Source organism: Deltaproteobacteria bacterium (assembly GCA_005879535.1).
Classification (GTDB): Bacteria; Myxococcota; Myxococcia; order Myxococcales; family 40CM-4-68-19; genus 40CM-4-68-19.
In genome coordinates, this window is sequence record VBKI01000074.1 from 22,775 (window position 1) to 39,521 (window position 16,747).

15 protein-coding genes are annotated in these 16,747 nt (G+C 68.4%); 9 read left to right on the forward strand and 6 right to left on the reverse strand.

Going from position 1 to position 16,747, the window contains the following annotated elements:
* Positions 1-2 precede the first annotated feature (2 nt).
* Positions 3-1,979, reverse strand: a complete 1,977-nt coding sequence (locus E6J58_17200; protein TMB35085.1) for an alpha/beta fold hydrolase — start codon at positions 1,977-1,979, stop codon at positions 3-5.
* Here E6J58_17200 and E6J58_17205 point away from each other — a divergent pair.
* The 6 genes from E6J58_17205 to E6J58_17230 are packed head-to-tail and all read left to right on the forward strand — an operon-like array spanning position 1,789 to position 7,440.
* Positions 1,789-3,096, forward strand: a complete 1,308-nt coding sequence (locus tag E6J58_17205; protein ID TMB35086.1) for an ABC transporter substrate-binding protein — start codon at positions 1,789-1,791, stop codon at positions 3,094-3,096. The two genes, E6J58_17200 and E6J58_17205, sit on opposite strands and share 191 nt — an antisense overlap.
* Entirely contained in the window at positions 3,097-3,975 is an 879-nt protein-coding gene (locus E6J58_17210; protein TMB35087.1) for a branched-chain amino acid ABC transporter permease, read from the forward strand. It begins immediately after the preceding gene.
* 3 nt (positions 3,976-3,978) lie between these two features.
* Positions 3,979-4,848 (forward strand): branched-chain amino acid ABC transporter permease, encoded by an 870-nt coding sequence (locus E6J58_17215; protein TMB35088.1) that lies wholly within the window; start codon positions 3,979-3,981, stop codon positions 4,846-4,848.
* Positions 4,845-5,603 carry an ABC transporter ATP-binding protein gene (locus E6J58_17220; protein TMB35089.1) on the forward strand — a complete coding sequence of 253 codons (759 nt, stop codon included), beginning with the start codon at positions 4,845-4,847 and terminating at the stop codon, positions 5,601-5,603. Before E6J58_17215 ends, E6J58_17220 begins: the two co-directional genes overlap by 4 nt.
* Positions 5,600-6,340: an ABC transporter ATP-binding protein gene (locus tag E6J58_17225; GenBank protein ID TMB35090.1), complete on the forward strand. Its 741-nt coding sequence runs from the start codon at positions 5,600-5,602 to the stop codon at positions 6,338-6,340. Before E6J58_17220 ends, E6J58_17225 begins: the two co-directional genes overlap by 4 nt.
* 2 nt (positions 6,341-6,342) lie before the next feature.
* The gene (locus tag E6J58_17230) at positions 6,343-7,440 is read left to right on the forward strand and encodes a malate/lactate/ureidoglycolate dehydrogenase (protein ID TMB35091.1); all 1,098 of its coding nucleotides are present in this window, start codon (positions 6,343-6,345) and stop codon (positions 7,438-7,440) included.
* Here E6J58_17230 and E6J58_17235 read toward each other — a convergent pair.
* The 5 genes from E6J58_17235 to E6J58_17255 all read right to left on the reverse strand — a co-directional run bounded on the left by E6J58_17235 (position 7,431) and on the right by E6J58_17255 (position 13,082).
* Entirely contained in the window at positions 7,431-8,111 is a 681-nt protein-coding gene (locus tag E6J58_17235; GenBank protein ID TMB35092.1) for a PilZ domain-containing protein, read from the reverse strand. The genes E6J58_17230 and E6J58_17235 overlap by 10 nt on opposite strands.
* A gap of 117 nt (positions 8,112-8,228) precedes the next feature.
* The gene (locus tag E6J58_17240) at positions 8,229-10,229 is read right to left on the reverse strand and encodes a S9 family peptidase (GenBank protein TMB35093.1); all 2,001 of its coding nucleotides are present in this window, start codon (positions 10,227-10,229) and stop codon (positions 8,229-8,231) included.
* A 12-nt stretch (positions 10,230-10,241) separates the two neighbouring features.
* Positions 10,242-10,610 (reverse strand): VOC family protein, encoded by a 369-nt coding sequence (locus E6J58_17245; protein ID TMB35094.1) that lies wholly within the window; start codon positions 10,608-10,610, stop codon positions 10,242-10,244.
* Positions 10,611-10,627: 17 nt separating this feature from the next.
* Positions 10,628-12,235 (reverse strand): amidohydrolase family protein, encoded by a 1,608-nt coding sequence (locus E6J58_17250; protein TMB35095.1) that lies wholly within the window; start codon positions 12,233-12,235, stop codon positions 10,628-10,630.
* 7 nt (positions 12,236-12,242) lie between these two features.
* Positions 12,243-13,082, reverse strand: a complete 840-nt coding sequence (locus tag E6J58_17255; GenBank protein TMB35096.1) for a helix-turn-helix transcriptional regulator — start codon at positions 13,080-13,082, stop codon at positions 12,243-12,245.
* Positions 13,083-13,188: 106 nt separating this feature from the next.
* Here E6J58_17255 and E6J58_17260 point away from each other — a divergent pair, with 106 nt between their 5' ends.
* From E6J58_17260 to E6J58_17270, 3 genes are all read left to right on the forward strand, one after another.
* On the forward strand, positions 13,189-13,575 hold the full coding sequence (locus E6J58_17260; GenBank protein ID TMB35097.1) for a hypothetical protein: 387 nt from the start codon (positions 13,189-13,191) through the stop codon (positions 13,573-13,575).
* Positions 13,572-14,939 (forward strand): aminopeptidase P family protein, encoded by a 1,368-nt coding sequence (locus tag E6J58_17265; protein ID TMB35098.1) that lies wholly within the window; start codon positions 13,572-13,574, stop codon positions 14,937-14,939. Before E6J58_17260 ends, E6J58_17265 begins: the two co-directional genes overlap by 4 nt.
* Positions 14,936-16,747: bifunctional YncE family protein/alkaline phosphatase family protein (locus tag E6J58_17270; GenBank protein TMB35099.1), on the forward strand; the 1,812-nt coding region annotated here is incomplete at its 3' end. The genes E6J58_17265 and E6J58_17270, both read left to right, overlap by 4 nt.

A 16,747-nucleotide genomic window follows, 5' to 3' on the forward strand; every position in this document is an offset into this window, starting at 1 on the left:
GCTCACTGGAGCGGTGGCCGCACCGGGACGGTGAGCGACACCTGCGAAATGCTCGTGACCGAAGGGACGCGGCTGGGCGCGAGATACGGGCTGTCCACATTCGTGATCTCCAGGCGCAGGGTGTCGCCCTCGCCGATCTCGATCAAGTTGCCGTACGTTTCGATTTCGACCTCTCGCGCGCCGAGCGGCAGCGCCGGACTTCCGGAGTCGAGCGTACGCGTGCCACGCGTGATCAGCGTTTCGCCGGACGGCGCGACCTGGTACAGGCGCACGTCCAGCTGCACGCGCCAGGCAGCCGTTTGCGCGTGGAACGAGACGACGGGCTGGCCGGCCACGAGGAACGGCGCCGCCACAGGCGAGGGTTTCGCGTCAGCCGCGACCTGGGCAGCGGCGACGACGTATGTTGCTACGTCGCCGGGCACGACGTCCGGCGCCGGCGCCCTGCACGCCGTCTCGAGCTGCTCGCAGCCGGCGAACAGGAACGGGTCCGAGAAGACGCCACCGGCGTTTGCGGGGTTGAACGTGAGCACGGCGTCACCGGCAAGGTGTTCGGTGGCCTGCGCCGTCTTCAGATCGTCGACCGATGGCACCCGCAGCACGTCGCCGCCGTTTTCGTCGAACGCAACGTCTCGCGGTCGCGTCACCGCTGCCAGCACGTCATATGACGCTGTTCCGCTGTTTTTCAGGTGGACATCGAGCCAATCGAAGACGCGATCGAGCGCGTAGTCGACTTCTCCGGACTTGTTCGCCGCGCGCGGGTGCCCGATATCGCCGAAGTATTCGGCGATCGGGTACGCGGGATCGATCTTCCGCAGGGCGCGGTACATGCGCAACGCCTCGGGCAAGGGAAAGAGGTCGTCCGTGAACCCCTGCAGCTCGAAGACCGGGAGCTGCGCCGCGCCGCTCTTCGCGTTGTCCTTCACCGTCTGGAAGAATTTGTCCTGCCACCAGATGGAGCGATACCCCGCGATCCCGTCGACGATCTGCGCGCCGACCGGCGGCAGGTTGTTCGGCTCCGTCCCGAGAATGTACGCGTTCCAGATGAAGAGGTAGTCGGGGTAGTTCGGGTACGGGCGATCGCGATCGCGGCGCAATCCGCCGAGGAAGAGCCCTTCCAGGTAGCTCAGCTTGTAGGACCCCGGCACGTCGATCGAGTTCGTCGCATCGCCGTTCGGCCGCAGCGCGCCGAGCAGGTCCGTCCAGGGAACGATCGGTACGATCGTGCGGATATGGACATGGTTCCGCGCGGGCGTGCCAAACTGAGGCTGCAGCGCAGCGAGCCACGACTGCCCTCCGCCGTAGGACGCGCCGAGAACCGCCACGGCGCCGGGATCGACCTGCGCTGCATAAGCATCGACAACCTGCGCGATCAAGCTGCGGAGATCGCGCAGCTCGACGTTGAGATCGGCAAGGTTCACCTGTCCCCAGGACTTGCCGAATCCTCGGGCGGAGTACCGCAGCACCGCGTACCCGCGCAGCAGCAGCTTGTCATCCCAACTGGAGTCGCTTTGCTTGCTCCCACCGTACCCGTGCAGGTTCACGACCAGCGGGAAGGGCGCGGTGCCACCGGGGATCTTCAGGGTTACGTCCAGCGCCGTCCCGTCGACATCGCTGGCGAGGAAGCCCGAGCATTCCATCGGCGCGGCGGAAGCGTTGCACGTGAGCCCGAGCGCCGTCCCGGTTCCGGTGAAGAGACCGGTCCGCGTCGTATCGGGGCCGAACGTGTGCTGCGGCGGCAGCGGGTCGTCCGCGAGCAGCGGAAAGGACGAGAGAGCTGCGAGCAAGCTGATGAGCGCAAACCACCGTCGCATATCGGACCTCGCACGTCTTCTGCCCTCGTATGCACGCGGGCAATCGAGCGCAACCCGCCACGGCTTGCGCATGCAGGGCGCTTGCGGTAACGCACGATGCCTCGACGGCAAGGAGACCCCCATGAGCGTCGCGCGCCGGTGGTCGATTCCGCTGTTGCTGCTTCTCATCGCTGCGGGATGCAAGGATCAGGGCGCGCAGGCGCCGGCTTCCGGCACCAGCGGCTCGACGGCGGCGCCCGCCGGCGGAGCGGGCGCAACGATTGGAGCCGCTCTCAGCCTGACCGGGCCGGCCGCCTCGTACGGTGCGCTGCAGCGCGCCGGCATCCAGGCGGCGCTCGAGGAGGTCAACGCGGGCGGCGGGGCGAAGCTGAATGTCCTGATCGAGGACGACTCCTCCACCAAGGAGCAGGGCATCACGGTCTTCCAGAAGTTCATCAACCGCGACAAGGTGAGCGCCATCATCGGGCCGACGCTCTCCAATACCGCCAGCGCCGCGGATCCCCTCGCGCAGCAGGCGAAGGTTCCGGTCCTCGGAATCTCCAACACCGCGCCGACCGGCATCACCGACATCGGCAACTACATCTGGCGCGACTCGCTCACCGAAGCGCAGGTCATTCCCGGCGCCTTCAAGAAGGCGCAGGAGAAGCTCAAGTTCAAGAGCGCCGGCGTTCTCTACGGGAACGACGACGTCTTCACCAAGGCCGGCTACGACGTGATGCAGAAGGCGCTCGCCGATCTCGGCGTGAAGGTGGTGGGGACGCAGACGTTCGCCAAGCCGGATCGCGATTACAACGCGCAGCTCACGGCGCTGGTGTCGGCGAAGCCGGACGTCCTGGTGGTCTCCGCTCTCGCGGACAACGCGGCCGCCATCGTCACGCAGGCGCGGCAGCGCGGCTGGACAGGCGCGATGCTCGGGGGCAATGGCTTCAACAGCCCCGCGTTCATCAAGAACGCCGGCGCCGCTGCGGAGGGCGTCATGGTGGGCACTTCCTGGAACTCGCTCAGCCAGGATGCCGCCAACCAGAAATTCCTCGCGGCGATGAAGAAGACGGGCGTGAACCCCGACCAGTTCTCCGCCCAGGCCTACACGGGCGTGATCATCCTGGCGGAGGCCGTCAAGCAGGCCGGAGGCAAGACAGGCCGCGAGGACATCAACGCGGGCCTCGCGAAGGTGAAGGATCTCGACACCCCGCTGGGGAAGTTCTCGTTCACGCAGGGCCGCGATGCCCGGCACGAGCCCAGTGTGCAGCAGGTCAAGGACGGCAAGTTCCAGATCGTCCAGTAGATGGGCCAGCAAGTCCTCAACGGCATCTTCCTGGGGAGCATCTACGCTCTCTTCGCCGTCGGCTACACGCTGGTGTTCGGCGTCCTCGACATCCTCAACCTGGCGCACCAGGCCGTCTTCATGCTGGCGGCGTTCGTGGCCCTCGCGCTGGTCGCCGACGCGCACCTCTCGCTCTGGGTCGCCCTCCCCCTCGCCGTCGTCGCCGGTGGCCTCATCGGGATCGTCCTCGAGCGGCTCGCCTTCCGCCCGCTCCGCGGCCGCGCCGACTCGAACATCTCCGGTCTGATCAGCTCGCTCGCCATGGCTACGGTGTTCGAAGCCATCGCCCTGCAGATCTTCGGACCGGATATCTCCCGCTTTCCGCAGGATACCTTCCCGGACCGCGTCATCCAGATCGGCGGCGCAACGGCGTCGCTCTTGCAGATCTGCATCGTCGCCATCTCGGTGGTGTTGATGGCGGTGCTCACGCTGCTGCTGGCGCGGACGCGTCTCGGGCGCCAGATCCGTGCGGTCGCCGAGAGCCCGCGCGCGGCGCGCATCCTCGGCGTCAACGTCGACCGCGCCATCGCCATGGCGTTCTTCCTCTCCTCGGCCCTGGGCGGCGCCGCCGGAGTGCTCTTCGGGCTCGCCTTCAATTCCATTTCGCCGGACGTCGGCCGCGGCGTCGAGCTGAAGGGCCTCGCGGTGATCATCCTCGGGGGGATGGGGAGCATCCCCGGCGCCGTCATCGCCGGTTTCGCGCTCGGCGTGATCGAGGTCTTCACCGTCGCGCAGCTCGGGTCGTCGTTTCGCGACGTGGTCTCGTTCGCGGTGCTGTTCCTGGTGTTGATCGCGCGGCCCCGCGGGCTGCTCGGACGCGCAGCGGCACGCGAGGCCTGAACCATGGACCTGTTCCTTGCCTACCAATCCTTGCTCGCGTTCGTGGGCATCAATGGCCTGCTCGCGCTCTCCGTGTACGCGACGCTTTCCTGCGGGCAGCTCTCGCTGGCCAACGCCGGCTTCATGGCCATCGGCGCCTATACGGGCGCGCTGATCACGTTGCACGCCAAGGGCGTGCCGTTCGTCGCCGTGCTCGCTGCTTCCGCATTGGCGCCCGCCATCGTGGCCGTTCCCCTCGGTCTGCCCGTGCTGCGGCTGCGCGGCGTTTTCCTCGCCATCGCCACCGTCGGCTTCGGCGAGGTCGTGAGGCTCGCCTTCGTCAACTGGGACTACACGAACGGCGCCATGGGCCTCGTCGCCATTCCCCAGCGGACGAAGCTGTGGACCATCGCGCTCTCGCTTGCCCTCACGCTCTTCGTGCTGGGGCGACTGCGCGGCTCGCGTACCGGTTACGCGCTGGAGGCGATCCGCGAGGACGAGACGGCGGCGCGCACGATGGGCATCTACACCACCGGCCACAAGATGGCGATGCTGGTGCTGGGAGCTGCGATCGCCGGCCTCGCCGGAGGTCTGGAGGCGCACTTTACGTTCATGGTCGCGCCCGGCACGTATCGCTTCGAGCGCGTCGTGGAATGGCTGGTGCAGGCGGTGGTCGGCGGCACCGCCGCCTTCTACGGTCCCGTCGTCGGCGCCGCGTTCCTCACCGTGCTTCCCGAGGTCCTGCGCGAGGCCGGCGCGCGGTTGGGGCTTGCTCCGGGTCCATTCCGGCTCTTCCTGAACGGGGCCATCCTCCTGGCGGTGATCCTCTACCTCCCGAACGGCCTGGTCTCTCTACCCGCCCGCTTCCGTCGCCGCGCAGCGGGTCTCGCGTGACGCTCGCGCTCGCCGGCGTGTCGCGTGCGTTCGGAGGCGTGCGCGCCGTGGATGACGCCACGTTCACCGTCGGCGATGGCGAGGTGCACGGGCTGATCGGCCCCAACGGCGCGGGGAAGACGACGCTCCTGAACCTGATTTCCGGACTGCTGCGGCCCACCGCGGGAAAGATTGAGCTGGACGGACGCCGCATCGACGGCCTGCCGCCGAATCGCATCGCCGCGCTCGGCGTGGCGCGGACGTACCAGAACATCCGCCTCTTCGGCGGTCTCTCCGCTGTGGACAACGTCGTGGTCGGCGAGCACCTGCACCGGCATGCGCCGTTCTGGCGCCATCTGCTCCTCCTGCCCTCGGCGCGCGCGGAGGAGCGGACGGCTCGCACGGAGGCGGATGCGGAGCTGGCGCGCGTGGGGATGCGCGAGCGCGCCTCGACGCGCGCGTTCAATCTTTCCTACGGCGAACAGCGCCGCGTCGAGATTGCTCGCGCCTTGGCCGCGCACCCGAAGCTGGTGCTCCTCGACGAGCCCACCGCCGGGATGAACCCAAACGAGGCCGCCGCCGTCGCCCGGCTCGTCCGCGACGTGACGAAGCAAGGGCGGGCGGTGCTGCTCATCGAGCACAACGTCCGGCTGGTCATGCAGCTCTGCGATCGCATCACCGTCCTCAACTTCGGCAAGGTGATCGCGAAAGGAACCCCTACCGAGGTCGGCAAGGACCCGACGGTGATCGCCGCCTACCTGGGAGAAGGCGCGTGAACGGGCCACTCCTCGAGGTGCGCGACCTGCGCGTCGCTTACGGCCACGTCGAGGCGGTGCGCGGGGTATCGCTCTCGGTGGCAGCGGGAGAGATCGTCGCGCTGATCGGGCCGAACGGAGCCGGGAAGAGCAGCACGTTGAATGCGATCGGCGGCCTCTTGCGTCCGACGGGCGGGAGCGTCCGCCTCGAGGGCCGCGAGCTCGCCGGTGTCGCTTCCCACGCCGCCGTCGCCGCCGGCATCGTGCTGGTCCCGGAGGGTCGCGCAATCCTGCAGCGGATGAGCGTCGCCGAGAACCTCCGCATCGGCGCCGAGGCGCGGCCCTGGCCCGGGGGCCGTGAACAGGCGCGCGCCGCCATCGAGGATCAGATCCGGCGGTTCCCTTCCCTGCAGCGGCGACTGGACGCTCCGGCGGGCGCGCTTTCCGGAGGCGAGCAGCAGATGCTTGCCATAGCCCGCGGTGTTCTGGCACGGCCGAGGATCCTCCTCCTCGACGAGCCATCGATGGGGCTTGCGCCTCTGCTGGTGCGGCAGATCTTCGACATCGTCGGCGACATCCACCGGCAGGGAACGACCATCCTGCTCGTCGAGCAGAACGCGCGCATGGCGCTCCAAGTGGCGCAGCAGGCGTACGTGCTCGAGCGCGGCGAGGTCGCACTGCACGGTCCTGCGGCGGAGCTTGCGCAGGACCCGAGGCTGCAGGCGGCGTATCTTGGAGGAGACGTCGAGGCGTCGTGACCATGCCGGAACACATGATCCCCCCAGCGACGCTGCACCGATGGACCGCCGATCTCTGGCGGGCCGCGGGATCCAGCGAACGGGAGGCGGCGCTCGTCGCCGACCACCTGGTCGGCGCCAACCTGTCCGGTCACGACTCTCACGGCGTGGGCATGACGCCCCGCTACGTGAACGCGCTGCTGGAGGGCGATCTGCAGCTGAACCGGAAGGTCGAGGTCGTCTCCGACACCGGATCCATTCTCGCCATCGACGGTCAGCGGGGGCTCGGACAGTCTGTCGCCTTCCAGGCAATGGAGCTTGCGATCGGGCGCGCCCACCGCGACGGCGTCTGCGTGATGGGATTGCGAAACGCGCACCACATCGGACGGGTGGGGCATTGGGCGGAACAGGCCGTCGCCGGCGGAATGGTCTCAATCCACTTCACCAACGCGGTGTCGGCGCCGCCGATGGTCGCGCCGTATGGAGGAACCCAGGCACGGTTCCTCACCAATCCGTTCACGGTCGGCATCCGCGGGCCCGGCGGCGATCCCATCGTGCTCGACTTCGCCACCAGCGCCATCGCGCACGGAAAGGTGCGCGTCGCCTACAACCGCAAGGTCAAGGTGCCGCCGGGCTGCCTGATCGATGCCGGGGGCTGTCCCACCGATGACCCCACCGTGATGTTCGAGCCCGAAGAGGGCCCACGCGGCGCGCTGGTCCCGTTCGCGGCGCACAAGGGCTATGCGCTGGCCATGATCTGCGAGCTGCTCGGCGCGGCGCTCACCGGCGGTCCCACCACGCGGCCTGGGAACATGACGATGAAGAGCGCCATCTGGAACAACATGCTGGTCATCGTCTTCGACTCGACGAGGCTGGGGTCGTCCAGCGCGTTCGAGAGCGAGGCGCGCGCGTTCATCGAGTGGGTGCGCTCGGCTCCGCTCTCCGGCGAGATCGACTCCATCCTGATGCCGGGCGATCCGGAGCGTCGCTCGCGCAAAGCGCGCGCCAGCGGCGTGCCCGTCGACGGCGGCACTCTCGCGCAACTCGACGGCGCCGCGGAGGCCATCGCGCGCACGAGGGGACGTTCGCCGGGGCCGCTCTCCGCCGCGCTTCAGTGCTGAGTTGCAGCCCGCGTCGCCGCAAGCTCGGCCGAGATGGCCTCGTCGAGCTTGTTGATGACCTGCTCCCGCGTGCGCCCCTCGGTGTCGTTCCAGCCGATGACGGCGCAATGGCAGTCGAAACCGCCGTGCTCGCAGCCAGCGACGTTCAGACGGGGCCCGACGGAGCGGAGCGCGGCGCGATAGAGGTTCCGGTCGTTGCCGGCCGCTTCGCGCAGCGCGCCGCTGAGACAGTAGCTGCCGTTCGCAGCGCGCGGATACAGCTGCGTCCAGCCCTTGTCTCGCAACAGGTCGCGCGCGATCGAGAGAAGCCGGGCGGCGGGCGCCTTCGGGTCGCGCAGCAGCGAATCGATATACCGCGTGACCCGCTCTCGGAACGTGGCGTCTTCGGCGACGAACTGCACGCCGAAGCCGTGTCCAGTCGTGCGCGCCCGGGCTTTCGGCGCGCCGGAACTGTAGAGGACCTTCGCCTGCACCGGAAGGGGAGGGTCGCCGTCGGGCAGCTCGAGCGCGACCGGCACCAATGCTCCGACCGGGAGCTCACGGTCCGTGCGGACGAACATGCCTCCGACGCTGAGGCTCGTCGCCTCGTTCACGCGCGTCCCGTCGCCGTCGGAAAAGGCGACGCGAAGTGAGACGGGATAGCGGGGGCTTGCTCGAAGCACCGGGTTCAACGGATATGCCCTCCGTCTACCTCCGTCCTAGCCACGGACGGCGGTAGGTTTCAAGGAGGGGGGCTATGACGGAGCGGATGGATGGAGGTCCGGCCGGCCCATCCACACACATGCGTCTCACCGGGGCGGTTGGACGGGGGCGGCCTTCAGATGGGAGTCGAACCAGCCGACGATTCGTTCGACCCGATCGCGCACGTGGTCGGGGCGCTGGATCCGATGTCCTTCGTCCTCGTAGACGACGAGCTGCGTCTCCACGCCGAGCGCCTTCAATGCGTGCCAGAACTCGTATCCCTGAGGGAGCGGGACCTCGGCGTCGCGCTCTCCGTGCAACACGAGCGTCGGCGTCCTCACGTTGCGGATGAAGGTGATGGGGCTGGAGCGCGCGTAGACCTGCGGGTCTTCGTACACGCTCTTGCCGAAGTAGGGCAGCATCCACTGGTCGATGCGATTCTGCCCGTAGTAGCTCTGCCAATCCGCGATGCCGGCGCTGGCCACGGCGGCGGCGAATCGGTGCGTGCGGGTGACGGCCCACATCGTCATGTAGCCACCGTAGCTGTGGCCGTAGATGCCGACGCGCTTCGGGTCGACGGGAGCGACGCGCACCGCCGCGTCCACTCCCCGGACGATGTCGCGAAGATCTCCGTACCCGAAGTCCTTCACGTTGGCGCGGGTGAATGCTTCGCCACCGCCGAACGATCCCCGCGGATTTGGCATCAGCACGTAGTAGCCCTGGCTCGCGAGGAGGAGCGCCGTCTGCGACCACGACGGGCGCACCGCCGACGCCGGACCGCCGTGGACGATCACCACCATCGGCGCCTTCGTCCCGAGCGCAGGCGGCTCGCCGGGTGTGAGCAGCCAGCCTTGCACGTCGAAGGCGTCGCTCTTCCAGCGCAGGCTGCGCGCTGCTCCCGCCACTGGCCGCAAGGCGGCGTTCCGCTGCGTGACGGGTTGCCACGTTCCCAAGGCGCCGGCGATGACCTCGGGAGCCCGATCGAAGCTCTCGCGCACCGCAGCGGAGACGTTGCCGTCCCCGGAAAAGCTCCCTCCGACGGACCACTCCACGTGAACGTTCTCTGCACCGCGCCAGAGGATTGTGGGCTTGCCGCCGGCCACCGGCACGGACGCGAAGGCAGAGGTGCCCTCGATCTGGAGACCGAGGAGGATCTCGCCCGGCTTCAGCCAGCGAAGCGTGGCGGGCGTGCCGCGCAGGCCGGCCGTCAGGTTGCGCGGCTTCGAGCTTCCGTCCCCCGGCACGACGAAGATGTCTCCGCCGTTGGCGCCGGCGTCGCTCATCAGGCCTTCGATGAAGGCGATCCGGCTGCCGTCCGGGCTGAAGGTCGGCTCGCAGATCTGCAGGGACGGCGAATGCACGACGCGCGCCGCCCCCGTGTGCGTGTCGATGGAGAACAGCTTCGCGATCCACCAGTTGTCATCGCCCGACCCATGGGCGCCCGTCGCCGCCACCGCGCCGCCGTCGGGACGCCAGTCGTACTCGTAGAGGAAGAGGTCTGGCGGCGAGACCGCCCGCAGCGGCGCGCTGCCGTCCGCCGGAACGAGCGCCAGCCGCTGCTCCTTCACCTGCTCGTCCACCACTCCGGTCCGACGCGCCGCCGGCTTGAGCGGGCCTTGCTCGTCGGCGCCGCCCTCGATGAAGAGGACCGCGATCTCGCGGCCGTCGGGCCGAAACCGCGGCTTGGAGAGATGACCGGAAACTTGCGTGAGCTGCCGTACCGTCGCGTTGCCGAGGTCGGCGACATAGAGCTGCAGCTGGTGCGGCTGCGCCGCGTCGGAGAGGAAGGCCAGCGATCTCCCGTCGGGACTGAAGTCGAGGTCGTGTTCGTCGTGCGCCTTGCCGTCTTTTCCGGCGGTGAGGCGCACCGGAGTGGCGGACGGGGTCGTCCGGTCCAGGACCTGGACGATCGACTCGTCTGGCGAGGGCCCGTCGGGCGTCTGCACCTGCTCCACCCAGCCGACGCGAGCTCCGTCCCGCGACAGCGCCACGTCATGCAGCTCGACGGTCGACTGGAGCGTCCGGAGCACCGACGCCGGATCCGGCCCGGCGGCGGCTGGGAATGCGATGAACGACGCAGCGATGAGAGAGCGCATCGGCCCGAACATACTCCGGCTGGCTCAGGTCCACTCGTTGGCGTGGTCCTTCAGCGGCCCCCGCTGCAGATTGATGACGCAGAAACGCTGCCCCGTGGGCGCCTCCAGGACCCACCAGGTCTTCACGCGTCCGACCCGGCGCGCGCCAAGCGCTTCCAGCCGCTTCACTTCCGCCTCCTGGTCGTCGGTCTCGATGTCGAGGTGGATGCGGCTTGGATGATCGACCTTCTGCACGAGCAGGATCGGCTCCTCCGCGCTCCCGGCGAGCTGACGGTACTCACCGTCGGCCCCTTCGATGCGCCGGCCCAGGGCGGCGCTCCAGAAGCGCGCCGCCTCGTCGGCGTTTTCCGTCCTGCAATCGATCACGAACGTGCTCAGCCTGCTGTGATGCATGGGACGCCCCTTTCCGGTCACGGCACCCAGGCCGCGTCGAAATGAACGGACTGCTCGTCGTGGCGCGTGAGCAGATGCGCCGCCTTGGGATGGATCACGGACTTCGTCCGGCCCTTGCCGGCGAACTCCTCGATCGCAGCCCACGAATCCCAGGTGGTGATGGTCACGAACTCCACCTCGTCGCCCGCCGCCCGCCGCAGCACCCACGAGCCGCCGTAGCCCTTGATGCGGTGGATGCCGGGCAGGATTTCGTCGCGCAAAAGGCGATTGTACTCCTCGGCGTCCTTCGTTTTCGTCCACCCATGCCAGACCCGCATGATCATCGGATGCTCTCCCTTTGGCGCCGGGACTGATGCCCGCGCGTCCTTGACGACCGCCCCTTCCTTCATCACGAAAACGACGTTCTCCAGCGCGGACACGTCGCGCGTCGGGTCGCCCCGGACGGCGACGAGATCGGCGACCTTCCCTTTCGCGATCGATCCCGCCTCGTCGGCATGTCCGAGCATCTCCTGGGCGTTGATGGTCGCCGCCTGGATCGCCTGCAGGGGCGTCATCCCTCCGCGAACGAGAGCGGCGAACTCGCGCGGCAGCAGGTCCGGCGAGTTGTCCAGGCCGAAGACGATCCGCAGGTGGTGCGCGATCGCGCGCTTGAAGGCGGGCCCCTGTGCCGAGATGATCCTGCGAACCTTGGCGAGCATGACCGGCTCGAGTCCCAGCTTCTCTCCCTGCTCGGCGCCGTACTGGAACGTGTAGAGCGTCGGCACCAGCCAGGTGCCGCGCTTTTCCATCAGCGCCGCGCCCTCGTCGTCGAGCATGGTGCCGTGCTCGATGGAGTCCACGCCGGCGCGTACCGCCGCCTTGATCCCGCCGGTTCCCTCTGCGTGCACCATCACCCGCCGTCCGGCGCGATGCGCGACTTCGACCGCCCGGGCGATCTGCTCGTCGCTCAGCTCCTCGCGGGTATAGTCGCTGAACGGATCGACGATGCCACCGGTGCCCATCAGCTTGATCCAGTCGGCGCCGTATTTCAGGTCGCGGCGGACCACGGTCGCGACCGCATCGGGAGTGTCGGCGAGATTGAAACGGTCGAGGCGCTGATCGGCGGCGAGCTGGTTCGCGTCGCCGTGCCCGCCAGTGACCGTGACGTAGCTTCCTGCAGCGTAGATGCGCGGCCCCTGGATGAAGCCGCGCGCGACGCCTTCCCGGAGCGCGAACTGGCCGTAAGCGCCGTCGATCTCTCCGGCGTCGCGAACCGTGGTGAACCCGCGGTCGAGCCATTCCTTGAGGTTGCTCACTCCCCAGATGGCGCCCTGCGCAGACGACATCCGCAGCGAGCCGATGGCGGAGATGTCCTTGAGGTTGCCGAGCAGGTGCGCGTGGCAGTCGGCGAAACCGGGGAGCACCGAGAGGTCTCCGAGATCGATGATCGCGGCATCCGGAGCGCCGGAGCGCGCCTGCGCGAACGGCAGGACAGACTCGATGCGGCCGCCGGCGACGACGATCCCCTGGTCCGCCGACCAGGTTCCTTTCTGCACGTCGAGGACGCGGGCCGCGCGCACCAAGGCGCGCGGCTCGGCCGCCGCCGCTGCGGCCCACAAGGACAACAGGACGATTGCGCTGCGCATCGCCGCCCTATGCGACGTCGGACGACGTCCCCGCTTGCGCTTTCTTGCGCAGCAGCGAGGGCGCAGTCCCGAACCGGCGCCGGAACGAGCGGATGAAGTGGCTGAGGTTTCCGAAACCGACGGCGTAGCAGGTGGTGGTGACGCTCTCGCCGTCGAGCAGCATGGAGCGGGCTCGATCGAGGCGGACGTCGCGCAGCAGCCGGTGCGGCGGCGCTCCGATCAGCGACCGGAACACGCGCGCGAAATGGAAAGGGCTCATCCCCACGGACGACGCAAGCGAGGCGAGCGTGTGTGGCTCGTCGGAGTGCAGAAGGATCCTCTCGTGCGCCAGCTCGACGCGGGCAGCGTGGCGGCGGAGCTGGAGCTCGTCGTAGATGCGATGCGGCAGCTGCGGACGGACCGCCGCCTCGATCAGCTCCGTCGTCCAGGAATCGAGCGCCGCGACGCTGCGGCGCTGCAGGATGCGATCGAGTTGCAGGCGGAGGAACGCGAGCCGGTTGCCGGGATGGAACACGGGCACGTGTGCGGTTCCCGCGAGCCAGCCCTCGCGCTCGATCTCGCGCTCGAAGCCGTCGCGAAAGCGGATCGTCATGCACGTATCCGCGGGCACGCCTTCGAAGTGGACGTACCTTTGGACGGTGCGCGGATGCCAGGCGAACGCGGCACCGCGCCTGAGGCGCCAGAACCGCCTCCCGATGCCCAGACCGAACTCGCCGGAATCGACGAAGTTGATGCAGTAGTGGTCGCAGACCTCCTCCGCCGTCCCCGCGGGCACCGGACCGCCGCCATGATCGAAGCGCGAGACGAGAACGCTGGGAGTCTCGAGAAGGGCCTGCATCGAGCTCATGCCCGGACGATAGCAAGCGCGTGCCTCCGGCTCCAGCGCCGGGCAGAGCAAGAAACCGCAAGCTTACGTGCTGCGCAAGGGGCAGGAGCCGGGGCGAGGAGGTGCCATGTCCGTCAAGGTCGCGATTCTGGCAATGGTGATCGGCGCGGTTCCGGCGGCGCCCCGGAGCGGTGGCACGACGGCCCGGATCGCGCGCGTCTGGAACGGCCAGGTCTCGTCCGCGCGCGCTGACGAGTACGAGCGCTACCTCTACGACAACGGGATCAAGGCGTTGCGGCGCACGCGAGGCAATCTCGGCGCGCAGATGTTCCGGCGCGCCGCCGGCGAACGCGCATATTTCGTGGTCATCTCGTACTGGCCCTCGGAGGAGTCCATCCGGGCCTGGGCCGGCGAAAATCTGACGAAGACGCGCATGTTGCCACGCGATCCGGAGTTTCTCATCGACCCGGAGACCGAGGTGAAGCACTACGTCATCGCCGCGGACGAGCGGTGAGAACGCTGCGACTGCTCCTGCTGCTCTGCCTGGTTCCAGCGCTCGCGGGCGCGGTGGATGAGGCGGAGTTTGCCCGGCGCAGGCGCGCGCTCATGGAGCAGATTCCCGACGGCATCGTGCTGCTGCGATCCAGCTCGGCGATGACGTGGGAGGCTTCGTCCTTCCGCCAGGATCCCGCCTTCTATTACTTCACCGGCCTTGCCAACGCTCACCAGGCGATCCTCGCGATCGACGGCGGTGCGAAGGAAACGTGGCTGTTCGCGGGACCCGCCCCCGAGTCCACGCTCTTCGTCCCCGATCTTCGCGGGCTCGAGTCGATCTTCGTGGCGCCCGGAGCAGAATCAGAACACGCCCTCGGACTCGAGCACGTCGTCCCTTGGGACGAACTGACCGGCGTCGTCGGATCGAGGCGCACGCAGGATGGCAAGGTCGCGCTGTATGTCGACAGCGGCGGCTTCGCCGGCGCTCTCTCGCTGGGCGGGAATACGCCCAAGGGCGTACCTCCGGTCGAGCCGTCCTGGGCCGTCTGGCGGAAAGTCGTCCACGATCTCTGGCCCGACGCGGAGATCAAGGATGCAACGCCGATCCTAGACTCGGTCCGGGCAGTGAAGTCGCCGGCGGAGATTGCGCTGCTGAAGAATGCGGCGGACGTGACGCTGCCGGCTTTCTGGAGCGCGGTCGCCGCCATCAGAACGGGAAGGCGCCAGCGCGCGGTGGAGGCAGCAGTGGTCTCGGCATGCGTGGAAGCAGGAGCGGAAGGGCCTTCGTTCTGGCCCTGGATTCGTAGCGGACCGTCGGCGGGACCGGCTTCTCTCTTCGAGGCGCTCGCGGACTACCACAACCTCGATCGCGCGATGATGGGCGGCGAGCTGGTCCGCGTCGACCTGGGCTGCGAGCTTCGTTTGTACAAGGCGGACTACGGCCGGACGATCCCCGTCTCCGGCCGATTCGACGAGGGTCAGCGCGAAGTTCTCGAGCTCCTCGTCGGGGCGTACCGGGCGGGCGTGGCGCAGATGCGTCCCGGGGCAAACCAGGCAGGTGTCTTTCGTGCGACGGCCGCCTATGTCATCGAGCGGCGAGACCGCCTGAAGACGCCATTGGCACGGGAAGCGGCGGCAACGGTCGACGAGCGCACCGCGTTCTTCCTCCACGGCATCGGCCTCGATCTGATCGAGACGAGTCCGCCGGTGTTCCGGGCTGGCAACGTCATCTGCTATGAGCCGCGGTTGACGGCGCGTGATCAATCGTTCTTCGTCGAGGATACGTTCCTGATCACGGCCAGCGGGGCGGAACGGATCAGCCCCGAGCTGCCGTACACGGCCGAGGGGCTGGAGAAGGAGATCGCGAGGCGACGACGAAAATGAGATCCGCATGTGCGCTCCTGCTCGTTTCCGCGGCTGCGGCCGGTACGCCCTCGCTCCTGCCAACCGGCCAGCGGCTCGACGCCGAGGGCACCGTTCTGGATCTGGGCAGCATGCCGATGGGAATGGCGATGGCGCCCGGCGGCAAGAAACTGATCGTCGTGCTCAGCGGCTGGCGCGAGCAGGGAATCCAGGTCGTCGATCTGCAGTCGCTGCGCGTCACGCAGACGATTCCGCAGCCCGCCGCCTTCTACGGCGCCGCCTTCTCGTCGGACGGGACGACGCTCTTCGTCTCGGGTGGCAACGATGATGCCGTCTATTCTTATGCCTGGGACGGCGAGAAGGCGGAGCTGCGCAGCCGGATCGTGCTCGGTGAGCAGAAGCCGGATCAGACGGGCTCGCGATATCCCGCAGGCATTGCTGCCGCTCCGCGCGGGGCGCTCGTCTACGTGGCCGAGAACGTAGGTGACGCGCTGGCCGTGGTGGACGCGAAGACCGGCAACGTCGTGCAGCGCCTTCCCACGGACCACTATCCGTATGCGGTCGAGGTCGCGAGCGACGGGCGCGTCTACGTCTCCGCTTGGGGCGGCGATACCGTTTCCGTCTTCCGCACTCGGGCCGACGGAATGCTCGTCTCCGCTGGACGTCTTCGGGTCGGCCGCCATCCCTCGGCGTTGAGGGTGGACTCCAAGGCAACGCGTCTCTACGTCGCGCTCGCCGGCAGCGACCGCATCGCCGTCGTCGACACGCGTGCCCGTCGTGTCGTTCGCTTCCTCAATGACGCAGCCCCGGCGGGACCCGCGGAAGGAAGCACGCCCAACGCGCTCGCGCTTTCAGCGGACGGATCGAGGCTGTTCGTGGCGGAAGCGGATAGCAACGCCATCGCCGTCTTCGACCTCGCCGCGGGCGGACGCGTGCCCGTCGCGCGCATCCCGACGGATTGGTACCCGACGGCTGTCCTCAGCGGGGAAGGACGGCTGCTGGTGCTCAGCGGGAAGGGGCGCGGGACGCGCGCCAATCCCGACGGTCCGATTCCTGGCCAAGGTATCCAGCGTCCGCTGGGGTACGCTCTCGGGCAGCTCGGCGGGACGCTGCGAGTGTTGCCCGGTCGGTTTCGTGGAGCGCAGCTTCGCGCCCTGTCGGGCCGCGTCGCAGCGGCCAACGGCTGGAGGAGACGCGCACCGCGCCGCTATCCGCCTTTCAAGCACGTGGTCTACATCATCAAGGAGAACCGGACTTACGATCAGATCTTCGGCGACCTCGAGGAAGGCGACGGCGACCGCCGCCTGCTGTTCTTCGGACCGGACTCGACGCCGAATCATCGCGCGCTCGCACGGAGGTTCGGGCTGTTCGATCGGTTCTTCACCAACGCGGAAGTGAGCTCGCAGGGACACCTCTGGTCGACGGCCGCGTACGTGCCCGATTACGCGGAGAAGACGGTGCCGTCGCTCTATTCCAACCGGCGCGCGGACGTCGACGGAGATGAGGCTGCAGAGCCCGAGCGCGGCTTCCTCTGGACGCTCGCCATCGAGAAGGGAATCACCTTTCGCGACTACGGAGAGATGGTCCACGGGCCGCAGGGATGGCCGGTCACGCAGCGCCAGCTCGGCGCCGACGTGAGCCCTTCGTATCCGCCGTTCAATCTCGAGATCCCCGACCAGAAGCGGGCCGACGCCTGGATCGCCGAGCTCGAGCAGTTCGCAGCCGAAGGCGAGATGCCGCAACTGGAAATCCTGCACCTGCCGGGCGATCACACCGCCGGCGCGAATCCGAAGTACCGGACGCCGCGTGCCTACATGGCGGACAACGAC